The sequence below is a fragment of the Gleimia hominis genome, assembly GCF_032085515.1.
Lineage (GTDB): Bacteria > Actinomycetota > Actinomycetes > Actinomycetales > Actinomycetaceae > Gleimia > Gleimia hominis.
In genome coordinates, this window is sequence record NZ_JASXSX010000001.1 from 1,316,976 (window position 1) to 1,332,028 (window position 15,053).

Genomic DNA, 15,053 nt, shown 5'->3' on the forward strand with positions numbered 1-15,053 from the left:
AGCCCCTGATCGCGATGATTAATGATGCTCAAAGATTGATTGATCGTGATTGGTTTGCTATTCTTTGATTGGTAGCTGGGAGCCAAAGATGGCTTTCACCCATTACCTGGAGGTAAAGATGAGTAAGAGCATGAGGACGTGCTCCGGATTGATCGCCATGGCGGCAGTCGCGGCCCTAGGGCTGGGAGCGTGCAGCAGTGGTGGCAATAGCGGAGATGAAGCCAAGCCGGCTAAATCCGGTGAAAAAGTTGAGATCAACTACATGCACCGCCTGCCCGACGGTGACGACATGACGAAGGTGAATGACGTCGTCAAGAAGTGGAACGACGCGCACCCGGACATTCGGGTCAAGGCCGAGAAGTGGCAGGGCCAAGCAACCGAGATGATCAAGAAGCTCGAGACCGACGTTAAGGCCGATAACGCGCCTTGCTTGGCACAGGTTGGCTACAGTGAAACTCCGGAACTGTACACCAAGGGTTTGCTGAAGGACGTCACTGAAGAAGCGAATAAGTACAAAGACAAGTTCGCTGAAGGCGCGTTCAACATGATGAAGGTAGGCGACAAGGTTGTTGGCCTGCCACAGGATACGGGTCCGCTCGTGTACTACTACAACGCGGATGAGTTCAAGAAGCTCGGCATCGAGGTGCCGACTACACTGGATGAGTTCAAGGAAGCTGCTAAGAAAGCGGCTGAGCAGGATAAGTACATCGCTGCGTTTGAGCCCGATGAGGCCTTGAACTTCTTCGCTGGCCAGGCGGCTGCTGCGGGCGACACCTGGTACTCCGTTGATGGTGACAAGTGGAAAGTTGACACAACTGGTGAGGGTGCAAAGACTGTAGCTGACTTCTGGCAGTCCATGCTCGATGACAAGTCTGTGCTCGTGATGAACCGGTGGGATGACAGCTTCAAGAACTCACTGACGTCGAACAAGCTGATCGGTACCATTGGCGCTGCGTGGGAAGCTGCGTTGCTAGCCGGTGACATGGAGGGTACTGACAATGAGGGCAACTGGATGGTTACGCAACTACCGGATTACGGTGAGGGCGTAATGTCGGGCCCCGATGGTGGTTCTGGCATTGGCGTGACGAAGAACTGTGATCACCCTGCGGAAGCGATGGAGTTCGCTGCATGGTTCAACACTCAGATTGAGCCACTGGTTTCTCAGGGCCTGGTGGTAGCCGCAACCGGGGACGTGAAGACCCCCGAGGGGCTGTCGAAGTTCTTTAGTGGTCAAGATGTGTACGCAATACTATCGACGGCTAATGAGGTAATGTCGAAGGACTTCGCTTACATTCCTGGTTTCAGCGCGGTTGGTCCAGAGATGATCACCGCTGCTGACGCAGCTGGGAAGGGCGAGAAGAAGGTAGCCGATATCTTCACTGCAGCTCAGGATGCGTCTGTGAAGGCGCTCAAGAACTTGCAGCTACCGGTTGCTGAATAGTTCGACACGTAAAACAGTGGTGGGGGAGCTCATCCTCCCCCGCCACTGAACCGCCCATGTAACGCAATGACGCGAAGAGGATTGCACATGACTACGTCCGCATCGGTAGGTACGCGTGCGCGCCGATCATCCGTATCTACAGCACAGCAGAAAAAGAATAAACGTAAGCATCGGCCCAGTAAAAGAGACGCACGAGTAGGTCTGGCGTTCGTAGCTCCATTCGCTATCGGGTTCGTGCTAGTTTTCCTGATTCCAATTGCCGTTTCGATCTATATCAGTTTCTTCCGCACGGTAACTGAAGGCGGTGACCTGTATGGCACGGGTGAGTCCGTCCAACAGTTCGTTGGTTTAATGAACTACGAGTACGTGGTGACGAGCCCACAGTTCTGGCGGGGAATCTTGCGGGTTTTCATTTACACGTGTTTCCAAGTGCCCGTCATGATTATCGCGGCACTCGCGTTAGCGTTAGCGTTGGATTCCTTCCTGGTTCGACACGTTACTATTTACCGCCTTGGCTACTTCCTTCCGTTTGCGATTCCGGGGATCGTAGCTGCAATGATTTGGCTGTACCTGTATTCGCCAGAGCTTTCTCCAATCGTTAAGGGTCTTGCCGCTTTAGGTTTGAACGTTGATTTCCTCAATCAGAATATTATTTTGGCTTCTATGGCAAATATGACCACGTGGACTTACACGGGTTATAACATGCTTATTTTCTTAGCGGCATTGCAGGCGATTCCAAAAGATTTGTCTGAGGCAGCCCGCATTGACGGGGCAAGCGGTTGGCAGATTGTTACGCGGATTAAGATCCCGATGGTGCGCGGTGCTGCACTGCTGGCGGTGCTGCTGTCGATCGTTGGGACTATTCAGCTGTTTAACGAACCTACCGTGTTGGCGGCGTCGCAAACGTGGATGGGTAAGGACTACACGCCGATGATGATGGCGTACAACACGATGATGGGGACGATCAGCCCGTCGGGGGATGGGCCGGCATCCGCTATTTCTATTGTGATGGCCGCGATCGCGGGGGTGCTCGCGGTGGTTTACGCGGTGGCGTCAGAGAAAGTAGCCAAGTGATGAAGCAGATGACGAAGACATTGTTTGGGAAAGCACGGTGGAAGAAGACGGACCACGTGGTGGATGAGCCGCCTCCATCACTGCGGCCGAAGAAGGTTACGAAAGTGATCACGGCCGTAGTACTCACCGTGGTGCTAATCTACTTCTTGTTCCCCATTTACTGGGTGATAGTGGCGGCCACGAAGTCGAACCTAGAACTGGTTTCTACTAACGGCATCTGGTTCGCTTCTAACCTGAGTGAATTGCCAGGGGCAATCGCCGCTAACTACGCGCGCCTCATGGGGTGGACGCAAGGACTGTTCTGGCGGTGGATTGCGAACTCACTGTTCTACTCCACGGCAGCGGGCGTAATCGGTACGTTGCTCTCGGTTATGGCAGGGTACTCGCTGGCTAAGTTCAAGTACCGGGGCCGCAACTTCATCCTCGGGATGATCATGAGTGGTCTGCTGATGCCAGTTGCGTTGCTGACGATTCCGATGTACATCGTGTTCCACGGGATTGGGCTTACAAACACGATGGCGTCGATCATCATTCCGTCTTGTATCTCGCCGTTTGGTGTTTTCTTGGGACGGGTTTATGCGCAAAGCTCAGTGCCTACGGAGTTGATTGAGGCTGCGCGGATTGATGGGGCCAGTGAAGCGCGGATCTTCTTCACTATTGTCTTGAGGCTGTTGGCGCCCGCGATGGTGACGATCTTCTTGTTCATCTTTGTTGCCACGTGGAATAACTTCTTGCTGCCATTGATGATGGTTTCCAGCGCCGAGATTCAACCGGTAACACTTGGGCTGTACGGCATGATGAGTTACTTTAACCCAGAGAAGGGAGCGGTAATGATGGGTGCTCTGTTTGGTGTCTTACCGTTGATCGTTATCTTCCTCGGATTGCAAAAGTACTGGCAGGCCGGGCTGGCAGCCGGATCGGTTAAACAGTAGCCGCGGGTTTGATGCTTGGCACTGTTTTGCCGCTCGACGCGGGCTTGACGCTTGAAGCAAGCTTGTCGCTAGGAGCTGGCTTGTTGCTTGAAGCAAGCTTGTCGCTAGGAGCGGGCTTGCTACCGTAGCTGGTGCGGCAGTGCTTAATGAGTTAAGAACTACAGATCGCTAGGGGCGTCGGGTGAGTTGATTCACCTGACGCCCCTAACTGTATATTTCTTAGCTGTGTATTTGTGCGCATCTGCTACCGTGCGGGACCCTTAACTGTATGCTGAACTTAAGAACCTCAGGTTCGCATTTCACTGGTTCAAAAAGCGGTGCGGTTTAACAACGTTCAAACTTCAGGGGTTCGGCATAATCCTGCGAGAATAAACCTGTGTGAAGCGGGTACGGGCCTGGTGTAAAACGGGTTAGAGTGCGCGAATAACAGTCACAACTTTTCCGAGAATAGTAGCTTCATCACCTAGAATTGGTGCGAAATTTTCGTTTCTCGGTAGTAACCACACGTGCCCATCGGCGTGCGACAGAACTTTTACGGTCGCTTCCCCGTCTATCATCGCAGCCACAATCTGCCCGTCCTCTGCGTTCGGTTGGGCGCGTACAACCACGTAGTCGCCGTCGCAAATCGCGGCGTCAACCATTGATTCCCCAGAAACTTCCAACATGAAGAGTTGACCGCCTCCTGTGAAGCGCTGTGGAAGTGTATAGGTGTCCTCCACTGACTGCTCGGCGGTGATGGGGGAGCCAGCCGCAATCCGTCCGACGAGTGGGGCGGTAGCGGTGGGTTCTGTCGCTTCTGTGTCAACCGACACGGGGAGCACGAGTGGATGCGTCGCCGTTGAAGCCTCCTCGGTGGGAGCAGCTGCGGCGTCTTCTTCCACCAGTTCCATTGCGCGAGGCCGGCCGGGGAAACGCCGAATAAATCCCTTATCTTCCAGCCCATCGAGTTGATGCTTCACAGAAGAAGGGGAGGACAGGCCGACTGCAGAACAAATTTCTCTCACCGAAGGTGGGAATCCCTGCTCAGTGATCGCCGTGCGGATACACGCCAAAATCTCTTCTTGCCGCGCTGTCAAGCTTGCGCGTGCAACGCGCCTGCTGTGCTCAGGCCCAGCCGTGTCCAGCTCGACCGCACCTTCCTTAGTTCTCTTACTCATGCATAGCTCTCTTACTCGTTAATGCTCTGCGGGAAAAGCCCACGCATATGCCCGCGACCTCATTTGGCTATTACCTAGCTTACGCACAAATATAACAAAATGGAACATATGTTCGAAAGTGTCTCGACAAACCTTCCCGATCGGTGTATCGTACAAGTGTTCGACGAACACACGTTCGAAAGGTGGAGTTATGAGCGCCCTGCAGATAAGCCCGCAGATTCCAAGTGCCGGCAGCGAGCACGAAAGAACCCGAATCCGTGTAAATCAGCGCGCGAAAGAGTTACTGAATCCAGCTTCAATCGGAAGCGTGCGGCAAGCGGGTGTCTCGCCCCGGCCCCACTTGTACGTGGTGCCGGACCGGCCCCCTCAGACTTCCGTCGGGAAGTTGTCTCTCGCCCCCAAGGAGGGCAGCTTTTCGGCGGAAACCATCACTGCGTGGTGGAAAGCATTTTTGCGAACCACGCGCTCACTACTTGTAGTGACATTAATCGGCGCACTGGGCATGGTATTGGGCACGTTAATGCAAGATGAGCCGTCGTTAGAAGCCTCCGTCAGCTACGCGGTGCAAAACGGGGAATCCCTATGGGCAATAGCGCAGTCACTGGGGGATTCAAACCATAAAACCACCGAGATCGTTAATGATATTCGCAAGTTGAACGGGTTGAACAACGACGTGGTACAACCGGGGCAAGTGCTTCAAGTACCGAAATACTAGCCTGCGGAGCAATAAAATGTTACGAAACTTGGGCTATGCAGATAAACTTAGTGATGTATTTAAAGCACACGTAGTGGAGGCCCATTTGCATTGCCCGTTTTGTCACCATGAGGATTCGCGCGTAGTCGACACTCGCCTGTCAGAAGATGGGCTAGCCATCCGACGCAGACGCGAATGCACCGCGTGCGGCCGCCGGTTCACCACTCAAGAAACCTCGAACTTCTCCGTAACAAAACGCTCAGGTGTGGTGGAACCATTTTCACGCGAAAAAATCATCTCAGGAGTGGCGAAAGCCTGCCAAGGGCGCCCAGTTAACGAACGGGAACTAGCTAAACTAGCGCAGCAAGTAGAAGAATCACTGCGCACAACCGGACAAAGCACCGTATCCGCCGACGAGGTGGGGCGAGCCATCCTGCCGTACCTCAAAGAACTAGACGAGGTCGCTTACCTGCGGTTCGCATCCGTGTACTCGAACTTCCAATCCCTCTCAGACTTCGAACAAGCAATCACTGCGCTGCGCGAAAACCGTGAAGAACGCGGCCGCTAGCAGCAAAACACCGCCCCACGCAGCCTAAGTCAAGCTTGCTCAGATAGCTCGTGCAGATAAACGCGTGCGGCTAGGGTTTACGCAGGCTTTCAACATACGCCCGCACTCGGAGCTCTTATCTACCTTATGCGTTTAGCTGTTAATCACCCATAGTGTCTATATTCTCTTTGCGTCAGATCCGTCATCGCCCGCGGCGGCAGAGCCGTCACCACCCGCGGCGTCAGAGCGCTCACTGCCCGCAGGCCCACCATCAGCAACAAAACCGTGCTCGTGCGAAGCCTTAGGGGCACCCGGAGATTGCGGGCGGTAATCGCGAATAGAATCCAACACCGCGTCCGCAGCATCCTCAACCTGATCCGACAGCTGACCAGCAAAATCGCGCAACTGATTCAACGCCACTTCCGAACCTGCAGAAAGCTTCTCGCGCACCTCATCAGAAGAACGCGCAATCCGCTCACGCAAATCCAACGTCGACTCCTTCATGGAATCCCCGGCCTCAACTAAATACTCCTTGACGCGGCGGCGCATAACCTTACCAATCTGCGACCGCGGCAACTCCGAAAGAAGCACAATCTGACGCGGTAACGCATAGTGAGCAATAGACTTCTCCGCCCACCGACGCACATCATCAAGCGACACCGTGGCACCGGGCTCCAGAATTAATGCGGCCACCACGTCCTCACCGCGGGTACTACCTTCCAACCCCACGACGGCGACATCCTCAATCCCAGGCATGGTGCGCACCGCGTCCTCAACTTGGGATGGGTAAATATTAAAACCACCCGAAATAATGAGTTCCTTACGGCGGTCAGCCATCTTCACGAACCCATCAACTACCTGCGCTAAATCACCGGTGCGCAGCCACCCATCGTGGAACGCCTCAGCAGTTTCCTGCGGATTATCCCAATAACCAGCAAAAACCTGTGGGCCCCGTGCCAGCAACTCACCCACTTCACCGTCGGCCACGTCCCGATCCGGATTTTCCGGGTCCACAATCCGAACTTCAGTGGACGGAAACGGGATCCCCAAAGTAGACGGACGCCGATCCGCAGATAGGGGAGAGCCAAGAATAATTGGCGACGCTTCCGTCATCCCGTAGCCCTCAATAAGGTAACCGCCGGTGGCATCCTCCCACCGCCGTGCGATCTGCGGATCCAAAGGCATCGCCCCCGAAACGGCGTACTTAATGCTCTTCAGGTCCACGTCCTTGCCCTCCACGCCTTTCGCCAGGCGGTCAAACATAGGAGCCACACCGGGGAAGAACGTGCACGGCAAACGCTTTTGCGCCTCCAGAACAATATCCACATCGAACTTTGGGAACAGTACGTTAGTTGCCCCAATGCGGATCCCAGCGCAGAGGTTAACGCTCAAGCCGAACGCGTGGAAAAACGGTAGTACCGCGAACATAACTTCCGCGCCCTCGTGTAAGTTAGGGACCCAAGCTTGGGACTGGGCCGCGTTAGTACCCACGGAGTGGTGCGTCAACTTCACGGCCTTAGGCACGCCCGTTGTCCCCCCGGTGTGCAAGAGCACGGCAATGTCTTCTGCGGATCCGACAGGATTGTTCGGCCACGGAGCAACCCGCGCCAAAGCCTTGTCCCAGTCTCGCGCCCAGCTGGGTGGGGGCGTACTCATCTGCGCTTTACGCGCCCGCGCCGGCGCTACCGGCAGATTAATAAGCAGGCGTGACATAAACGGAAGTGCCTTCGTCAGATCCACCGTGAACACGGCGCGCGGGCGTAGTTTAGCCACGTCAATCGAGGATAGCGAGTTCTCCCAGCAGATAATGACTTTGCAGCCCGCGCGGTCCAGTTCCGCGGTCAACTCCGATTTAGGTGCCAGCGGATTCGTTTCCACCGCGATCGCGCCCAGCATGAAGATCGAATACAACGCCACCACGTGTTGGGTGCAGTTCGGCAGTGTAATGGACACGCGGTCCCCAGGTTTGACACCAGCCCGGTGCAGCGCCGCGGCTCCAAGACGCACCTGGTTAACTAACTGCGCGTAAGTTAGTTGCGCCCCTAAAAAGTCTGTTGCCACCCGGTTGGGGTACCGTTCGCTCACGTCCAGTAGTACCTGGGCAAGAGTGCGTTTCTCCTCCTGAACTTTAAACGGAACCCCGTCCGCATAAGATTCCCGAAGCCGATCGGTAAGCGTCACAACAAAACTCCTAACTTACGCTTGCGTAAGTAACGTTACCGTAAGTTTGTCTCCGTGTGGCGCTCAAGTGCAAATCCGGTGACCTACAAAAACAGCGGCGAGCGCAACAAAGTGGGGTATTAAGGCCGGGCTAGAATGCGCAGACGTATGTTCTCTTGCAAAGAGTCGATAGCAGTTATCGCTTCCGCAGGAAGCTCTGACGAAATGTCGGTTAATGCGTATCCGATTCCACCTGAGGTTCCTAAAATCTGCCCGTCAATATTTGCACCATGTTCAGCGAACGTCTGGTTGATCAAGGCCAACACACCGGGGGTGTTGCGGTGTATCAGACCCACGCGGTAGCGTGAAGCACTCGCTGGCAGCAACGTCAGGTTAGGTAGGTTTACTGACATGTCCGTGGACGCGGTTTGAATGTAGTCACTGACCTTGTGGGCGACAAACTGACCGATGTCGAACTGAGCTTCCTCAGTTGACCCACCGACGTGGGGCGTGAGGATCACGTTGTCCATACCTGCCAGAGGGGATTCAAACGGGTCCCCGTTTTTCTTTGGTTCCTGTGGGAATACGTCAACCGCAGCGCCTGCTAAACGGCCGGATTCTAAAGCGTCTACGAGGGCGTCAATGTCAGTTACGAACCCGCGTGAGAGGTTGATGAACATGGCTCCGGGCTTCATCTGTTGAAACTCCGCTGCAGTGAACATCGAGGTGTTTTGCGGCCTGCCAGACACGTGGATGGAAACAAAGTCGGACTCTTGCAGTAGCTGCGCCAGTGAGCCCACTGGCCGCGCGTTCCCTAATGCTAAGCGTTCAGCAATATCGTAGAAGATCACTTCCATCCCCAGGGATTCCGCAAGAACGGACAGTTGAGTCCCAATATTTCCGTATCCTACGATTCCGAGAGTTTTACCGCGGACCTCATGGGAACCGGCCGCACTCTTAGCCCACAGCCCGCGGTGCAGGTTCGAGTTTTTAACGGTTAAACGCCGGTTTAATGCAATGATTTCTGCGATCGCTAGTTCCACCACGGAGCGGGTGTTCGAATAGGGCGCATTGAAGACCGCCACCCCCGCGTTTGAAGCGGCAGCAAGATCGATCTGATTCGTCCCAATACAGAACGCGCCTATTGCCAGCAGCTGCGGATTCGCGTCCAGCACCTGCTTACTTACCGTGGTTTTCGAACGCAACCCGAGGATCTGAAAACCGTGCAGCGCTTCTTTCAGCTCGGATTCGTCCATTGCCCCCGTGTGGCGAACAACCTCGATTCCATTGTCTTCGAAAATATTGTCCGCTTTCGAATGGGGATTTTCTACCAGTAACGCTCGAATACTCATATTAGTATCGTCGCATGTTTCAAGAAATAATTATTCTCCCGCTGAAACGAACCGCCCCCTCTTGCAGGCCAGCAAGCTCTTTTGGCCTTAAACGCTGAGTGCGCGTGGAATCGGGTGCTGCGCCACCACGCGCAGGCGTTGGGTTGGGCGCGTCATGGCGACGTAGAGGTCCCCGGCACTTTGTTTCGCAATCTCACCCGGTTCCACGATGAGGACGGTGTCGAACTCCAGGCCTTTAGCAGCGGTGGGCGTGAGGACCACCACCCGCGGGTCCAGGGGCGCACCGTCGTGAATAACCTGGGTGAAGTCCCGGTGACGCTCCGGGTCCAAAATAACTGCCAGGCGCCCGCGGTCAGTGCCCACGAGGGAGTCCAACACCTCGAGTTCTTCCTCGAGCGCGAGGCGCAACTCGTCTTTCCAGTGCGCGCCCTCAGGCAAATGCGTTAAAACATACGCGTCCTCCAGGTCTCTGGCGGCAACCAGGGGGGAAGACAGGGGGAAGCCCAACTCTTCCATGACGGCTTGTGCCCGGTCTAAAATCTGTGCGGGCGTGCGGTAAGAAACCGTGAGCACAGCGGAACCAGCGTAAGCCCGCATCGCCGGGCCCAGCAGGTCCGACCACTGCGTGGCCCGCGTGTACGAAGACTGGTCCAAATCACCCGTAACTGTAAACGAACGCGATGGGCAGCGGCGCAGCAGAATATGCCACGCCATGGGTGAAAGCTCCTGGGCCTCATCCACAATAATGTGTCCGTACGCCCACGAACGGTCCCGCGATGCACGCTGAACTAGCGGCTGATCCGCATCCGGTTCCGTAGAGCGGTCCGCCAGGGTCTGGGCAGAAACCATGCCGCCACCGAGCCCCATTGCTTCAATCGCCTGCGCCGCATCCGCGACCGCGCGACGCCGTTCCTGCTCCCGCTGCTTAGCAGCTGCCGAAGCAGTGGGCAAGTCACCCAACTGTTCTTCGAGTTCATCGAGGATGGGAATGTCGCTTTCAGTGAGGGCACTGCCACGCGGGCGCATTAGCGATTCGACTTGCTCAGCACTGAACCGCGGCGCGCACTGCGCCAAGAACTGCGGAGAAGAAAACAAGCGCTCCAACAGTTTCAACGCACTCATCGGCAGCCAGGCCAGGTTAATGGCCCGCTGCGCAGCTTTTGAGCCGCGGATGTAATCGTAATACCACTCCAAATCCGAGTGTGCACTCACTTGCGCATCCATTTGCCGAGCGAGGTTTTCCATGAGTTCGTACGCGAACGATTCCCACGCCTCGTTATGCGGCCGGCCACTGCGCCGCGCCCGCGACCGCGCCGCCGCCACGTCCGCCGATCGCAACACAACGTTGTAGCCCGCAATCGCTAGGGGCGTGTCTGCGGGGACGCGTTCAAGTGAACGCACCGCGTTTTTCACAACCTCAATCCAGTAGGTGTCGCCTTTGATGCGCGCCACTTCTTCTCGGTCGCGTCCGGCAGCTTTGTAGCCGGGGACGAGTTGGCTGAGGGTCGTGGAGACCACTCCGGTTTCCCCAAGGGAGGGCAATACTTGGTCGATGTAACGCAAGAAAATTGGGGAGGGGCCAACTATGAGCACGCCCGAGCTTTCCAACCGGGCGCGGTGCGCGTACAGCAGGTACGCAGCCCGGTGCAGCACCACCGCGGTTTTCCCTGTTCCGGGCCCCCCTTGGATTACGAGTAGTCCGTCTGCGGGGCGGCGAATGATTTCGTCTTGCTCCGCTTGGATGGTGGAAACAATGTCGGACATGTGGCCGTCACGGGCTTGTGAGAGTGCCCGCATGAGGGCCCCTTCACCTTGGAAGGTCAGGTCGGAGTCCGTGGGGGTGTCTAAGGATTCGTCCTCTAGGGCAACGACTGTGCGGCCTTGGGTTTGGATGTGGCGGCGCCGCACCACCTCGAGAGGGTGCGCGGCGGTGGCTTGGTAGAAGGGGCGGGCGGCGGGGGCGCGCCAGTCCATGAGAACCTGGTTACCTTCGTCGTCACGCAGTCCGGCGCGGCCAATGTAGTTGCGGGCCCCGTCGGTCATGTCCAGGCGGCCAAACACTAGGCGTTCTCCGATTGATTCTAACCGCGCAGCTTCGTCTCCCCAGTGGGCCGAGAGGGCGTCTCTTTCCGTGTATGCCTGCGGGTTAGCGCCCAGGCGGGAGCCTTGGACGCGACGTTGACGGGCGCGGTAGCGGGCCCGGAGCGCATCGAGCACGCTGTACGCCCGGTTCACGAACGCTTGTTCGCCCTCGAGGTCTTGTTGATACGTCAACGGTGTGTTAGCCAATGTGTCCTCCGCGCCCAGTTGAAAACCGACTATCTATTATGCCTTCTTTCGCGTTTGCTTTCCTACGGGGGCAGAACTGTTCACCCAAAGCGTGGTCTGCGCGCCGCTCCTGCCAATGTTGCTAGGCTTTGGATATAGTCTAATTTGCCGTGGAAAGAAGGAGGAGCATGAATCCTAAGGACCTCATAGAAGTCCGTCGTAATACGAGTTTTCAAGCTCCCGTTATGCTCGTCCACCTGAGTGGAGCCACGGACGCGGGGAACGCTGGGGGGATGGCTGTGGACCAGCTGCTTGCTTCACTGCCGTCGCAGCGGGTTGCGGAGTTCGACACGGATCTTTTGATTGATTACCGGTCCCACCGTCCTTCGGCGACACTTGAAAACTGGTCGTTGTTAGACATGGAAGTGCCGGAGATAGCGGTTGATTTAGTGCAGGACGATCAGGGCACGCCGATTCTTGTGCTGCATGGCCCGGAGCCGGATATGAAGTGGCAGCGTTTCGGAGCCGCCGTTGCAGATTTTGCGCATGAGGCTGGGGTCGAGTTAGCGGTGTCTTTGATGGGGATGCCGGCGGGCGTGCCGCATACACGCCCTACCGTCGTGCATTTGCAGTCCACCGACCCGTCGTTGGTGGCCGATCAGCCTTCGATGGAAGGGCAGATTCAGGTGAGTTCGTCTGTGAACACGTTTTTGCAGCACGTGCTGCGTGAGCAGGGGACGCAGTCGCTTAATTTTTTGGCAGCGGTTCCGTACTACGTGGCGCGGATGGATTATCCGCAGGCTTCGCTCGCGCTACTTGACCGCATGGGGGAGAAGTTGGGTTTGTCTCTTCCGACGGGCAATATTGAGGCGGGGAACCAGTTTGTGGGGGCTCAGTTGGCTCATTTGATTGATGAAAATGAGGAAGTAACGGGTTTTATCCATATGCTGGAGGAGCAGTTTGACGAAACTGTGCAGCCCGATCCTGCGGCTAAACCTCAGTTGCCTTATGTGCCGGGTGAGGGGCGTAAGGCTGAGCGGATGGATGCGGATGCGTTGGCGCAGACAATTGAGGCGTTTTTGGCCCGCAGTGAGGGGATATCGGTGGAGCGTTCACCGCAGTCGCAGGAGTCTACACAGCCGCGTCCGCGCCACCGGGCGCCTGGAAAAACGGAGCATTCCCCCCAGGAGGATGCGGACGAGTAGGGCAGCTGTACCTACTGCTTGCCTATCCAATGTCGGTAACGGGTTGGCTGGTACCCACCCAACGTTTCGCTTTAGAGGTGGGGAGGAACCGGGGAGTGAACGCAAGCTTGCGTAGTTCACGTTGTAATAGCTGAAAGTAGTCTGCTGGGGGTTCGTTGAGCGCGATAATGCACACGTTGCCGCGCCGACCGCCGGAGAGGACTTTGCTTTCCGCACAGATCGCTACGTGTTCGAAGGTTGCGAGTGCGCCGGCCACGTCTGTGCGCGCGTCCACTCCTTTACCGTGGGCGGCGTTCACCAGCAGAACCCCGGTGGGGGACAAGACGCGGTGCGCGGTTTCAAAAAATTGTTTTGAGCGCAGGTTCTGGGGCGTGTGCGCGTCGGCGAATACGTCGCGCACAATCACGTCGAAACGACCTGGCGCATACTGGTTTAAAGCCTCACGCGCATCCGCAACCCGGATTTTCAAGTGGGGGCTGCGGGGCAGGTCGAATAGGTTCCGCACCACGCGCGCAAGGTCGGCGTTTATTTCCACGGCCACTTGCTGTGAACCGGGGCGTAAATGGTGCCAGGCAAGCGGGAGGCAGCAGGCTGCGGCACCTAGATGTAGGGCTCGGACCGGGCCGGAGGGGAAAAGCACGCTCATGGCGGCGGTCATTTGCTGCATGTATTCGAACTCGAGGGCGGTTGGATCCGATAGGTTAATACAAGAGGATTCAGCGCCATCAATAAAGACGGTTGCCAGCTGGTTGTCCACCCGCAGTTCTAACGTGGAAGTGCCGATGGATACGCGCAGGCCGTCTTCTAGTGGCTGGTGGTTATGTGTAGGTCGAGCCATGATTAAGACGCTACGTGCCCCGCAGACTAAATCCAAATGAGACAGTTGGGTCACGGATGGTAGGAAAAGTGTTGGGTCATGGACGGTAGGAAAAGTGTTGGGGCTCAGACGGGAGGTGGAAGATGTCGAAAGCTCCGCGGGCTGCTTGGGTGCGGCGCAATTGGGGTCGGGATGATTCGCAGTGCCATATTTTGCACGTGGATATGGATTCGTTTTTCGCTTCCGTTGAGGTTCTGCGCAACCCACAGTTGAAAGGTAAACCCTTGATTGTGGGTGGGAAGTCCGCGCGCGGCGTGGTGACGTCTGCTACCTACGATGTGCGGGCGCGTGGGGTTTACGCGGGTATGCCGATGGCGCGGGCATTGAGGTTGGCGCCGAATGCTTCCGTGGTGCAGTCAACGCGCGGAGTTTATTCACAGTTTTCCCGCCGGGTCATGGCGATTTTAGATCAGATCACCCCGCAGGTAGAGCGCATCAGTATAGATGAAGCATTTTTAGATGTTCGAGGGGCTACGCGCCGGCTCGGTTCCCCAACGCAGATAGGTACCCTGATTCGCCAGCGAATCCGCGAGGAAGTAGGGCTCGTGGCTTCGGTTGGGATCGCCCCCGTGAAGTCGGTTGCTAAAATCGCGTCTTCGCATGCTAAACCCGATGGGCTGCTGCTGATCCCCGCAGCCGCGGTGGTACCATTTTTGCATGCCCTGCCCGTGGGGGCCCTGTGGGGCGTTGGCTCGAGCACGCAAGAGCGGTTGAAAACCGCGGGAGTGGACACGGTTTCAGATTTAGCGCACTACCCGCTGAGCAAACTGGATCGGTTACTGGGGGTCGCGCACGCGCGCCGGTTGCACGACCTAGCATGGGGAGTGGACCCGCGGGCGGTCACGCAGCGGGCGCGAGAGAAGTCCATTGGAACGGAAACCACGTTTAGCGCTAATGTCACCGGCTTGGATGCGCTGCTGAAAATGCTGTTGCGTCAAAGCCACGAGTGTGCTCGGCGGTTGCGGGCAGCGAACCTCGTGGGGTGGACTGTGAGTATTAAAGTTCGGTCCGCAGATTTTAAGACCGCTACCCGGTCAGTTACGTTGCATGCGCCAACGGATCAGGCGCGTGAAATCACGCACGCGGCCGAGCGCCTCCTGGTGGATTACGGCGTGCCCAAAGGTGGGGCGCGACTGCTGGGGCTGCGGGTGGAGAACCTACAGGACCGCGCCATGGGGGTGGCGCAAACGTTCGACTACGATGAGCGCACGCTTGAGGCAGAGCGGGCAATGGATGCGATTGCGCAGCGTTTTGGAGAAACTGCACTGCAGCCCGCGTCTTTACTGAGTGATAGTGGTGAGGAGGATGGCCGGGAGTGAGGCGGCAGGTAGAAAAAGCGTTCGCTT

The 15,053-nt window shown here is 56.7% G+C and carries 12 protein-coding genes; 7 read left to right on the forward strand and 5 right to left on the reverse strand.

The genetic code is table 11. The features are described 5' to 3' along the window. The first annotated feature begins 118 nt into the window (after positions 1 to 118). The 3 genes from QS713_RS05615 (at position 119) to QS713_RS05625 (ending at position 3,447) form a co-directional block, all read left to right on the forward strand. Positions 119 to 1,441 carry an ABC transporter substrate-binding protein gene (locus tag QS713_RS05615; protein WP_313273180.1) on the forward strand — a complete coding sequence of 441 codons (1,323 nt, stop codon included), beginning with the start codon at positions 119 to 121 and terminating at the stop codon, positions 1,439 to 1,441. 87 nt (positions 1,442 to 1,528) lie between these two features. Next, entirely contained in the window at positions 1,529 to 2,515 is a 987-nt protein-coding gene (locus tag QS713_RS05620) for a carbohydrate ABC transporter permease (protein WP_313273182.1), read from the forward strand. A gap of 8 nt (positions 2,516 to 2,523) precedes the next feature. Continuing rightward, positions 2,524 to 3,447, forward strand: coding sequence for a carbohydrate ABC transporter permease (locus QS713_RS05625; protein ID WP_313273789.1), 924 nt, complete (start codon positions 2,524 to 2,526; stop codon positions 3,445 to 3,447). Between the two features lie 410 nt (positions 3,448 to 3,857). Here QS713_RS05625 and lexA read toward each other — a convergent pair whose 3' ends face one another. Further along, entirely contained in the window at positions 3,858 to 4,604 is a 747-nt protein-coding gene (lexA, locus tag QS713_RS05630; protein WP_313273184.1) for a transcriptional repressor LexA, read from the reverse strand. Positions 4,605 to 4,794: 190 nt separating this feature from the next. Here lexA and QS713_RS05635 point away from each other — a divergent pair, with 190 nt between their 5' ends. After that, on the forward strand, positions 4,795 to 5,319 hold the full coding sequence (locus tag QS713_RS05635; RefSeq protein ID WP_313273185.1) for a LysM peptidoglycan-binding domain-containing protein: 525 nt from the start codon (positions 4,795 to 4,797) through the stop codon (positions 5,317 to 5,319). A 73-nt stretch (positions 5,320 to 5,392) separates the two neighbouring features. Then, entirely contained in the window at positions 5,393 to 5,866 is a 474-nt protein-coding gene (nrdR, locus tag QS713_RS05640; protein ID WP_313273186.1) for a transcriptional regulator NrdR, read from the forward strand. A gap of 156 nt (positions 5,867 to 6,022) precedes the next feature. Here the strand turns inward: nrdR and QS713_RS05645 are convergent, their stop codons facing one another. From QS713_RS05645 to QS713_RS05655, 3 genes are all read right to left on the reverse strand, one after another. Further along, positions 6,023 to 8,026, reverse strand: coding sequence for an AMP-binding protein (locus QS713_RS05645; RefSeq protein ID WP_313273188.1), 2,004 nt, complete (start codon positions 8,024 to 8,026; stop codon positions 6,023 to 6,025). 119 nt (positions 8,027 to 8,145) lie between these two features. Further along, positions 8,146 to 9,357, reverse strand: a complete 1,212-nt coding sequence (gene serA, locus QS713_RS05650) for a phosphoglycerate dehydrogenase (RefSeq protein WP_313273190.1) — start codon at positions 9,355 to 9,357, stop codon at positions 8,146 to 8,148. A gap of 87 nt (positions 9,358 to 9,444) precedes the next feature. Beyond that, entirely contained in the window at positions 9,445 to 11,646 is a 2,202-nt protein-coding gene (locus tag QS713_RS05655; protein ID WP_313273191.1) for a HelD family protein, read from the reverse strand. 167 nt (positions 11,647 to 11,813) lie between these two features. Between QS713_RS05655 and QS713_RS05660 the strand changes: the two genes are divergently transcribed. Then, positions 11,814 to 12,830 (forward strand): PAC2 family protein, encoded by a 1,017-nt coding sequence (locus tag QS713_RS05660; protein ID WP_313273192.1) that lies wholly within the window; start codon positions 11,814 to 11,816, stop codon positions 12,828 to 12,830. Positions 12,831 to 12,852: 22 nt separating this feature from the next. Here QS713_RS05660 and QS713_RS05665 read toward each other — a convergent pair whose 3' ends face one another. After that, on the reverse strand, positions 12,853 to 13,668 hold the full coding sequence (locus tag QS713_RS05665; RefSeq protein ID WP_313273193.1) for a spermidine synthase: 816 nt from the start codon (positions 13,666 to 13,668) through the stop codon (positions 12,853 to 12,855). A 122-nt stretch (positions 13,669 to 13,790) separates the two neighbouring features. Between QS713_RS05665 and dinB the strand changes: the two genes are divergently transcribed. Further along, positions 13,791 to 15,026, forward strand: a complete 1,236-nt coding sequence (dinB, locus tag QS713_RS05670) for a DNA polymerase IV (RefSeq protein ID WP_313273196.1) — start codon at positions 13,791 to 13,793, stop codon at positions 15,024 to 15,026. Positions 15,027 to 15,053: the final 27 nt, after the last annotated feature.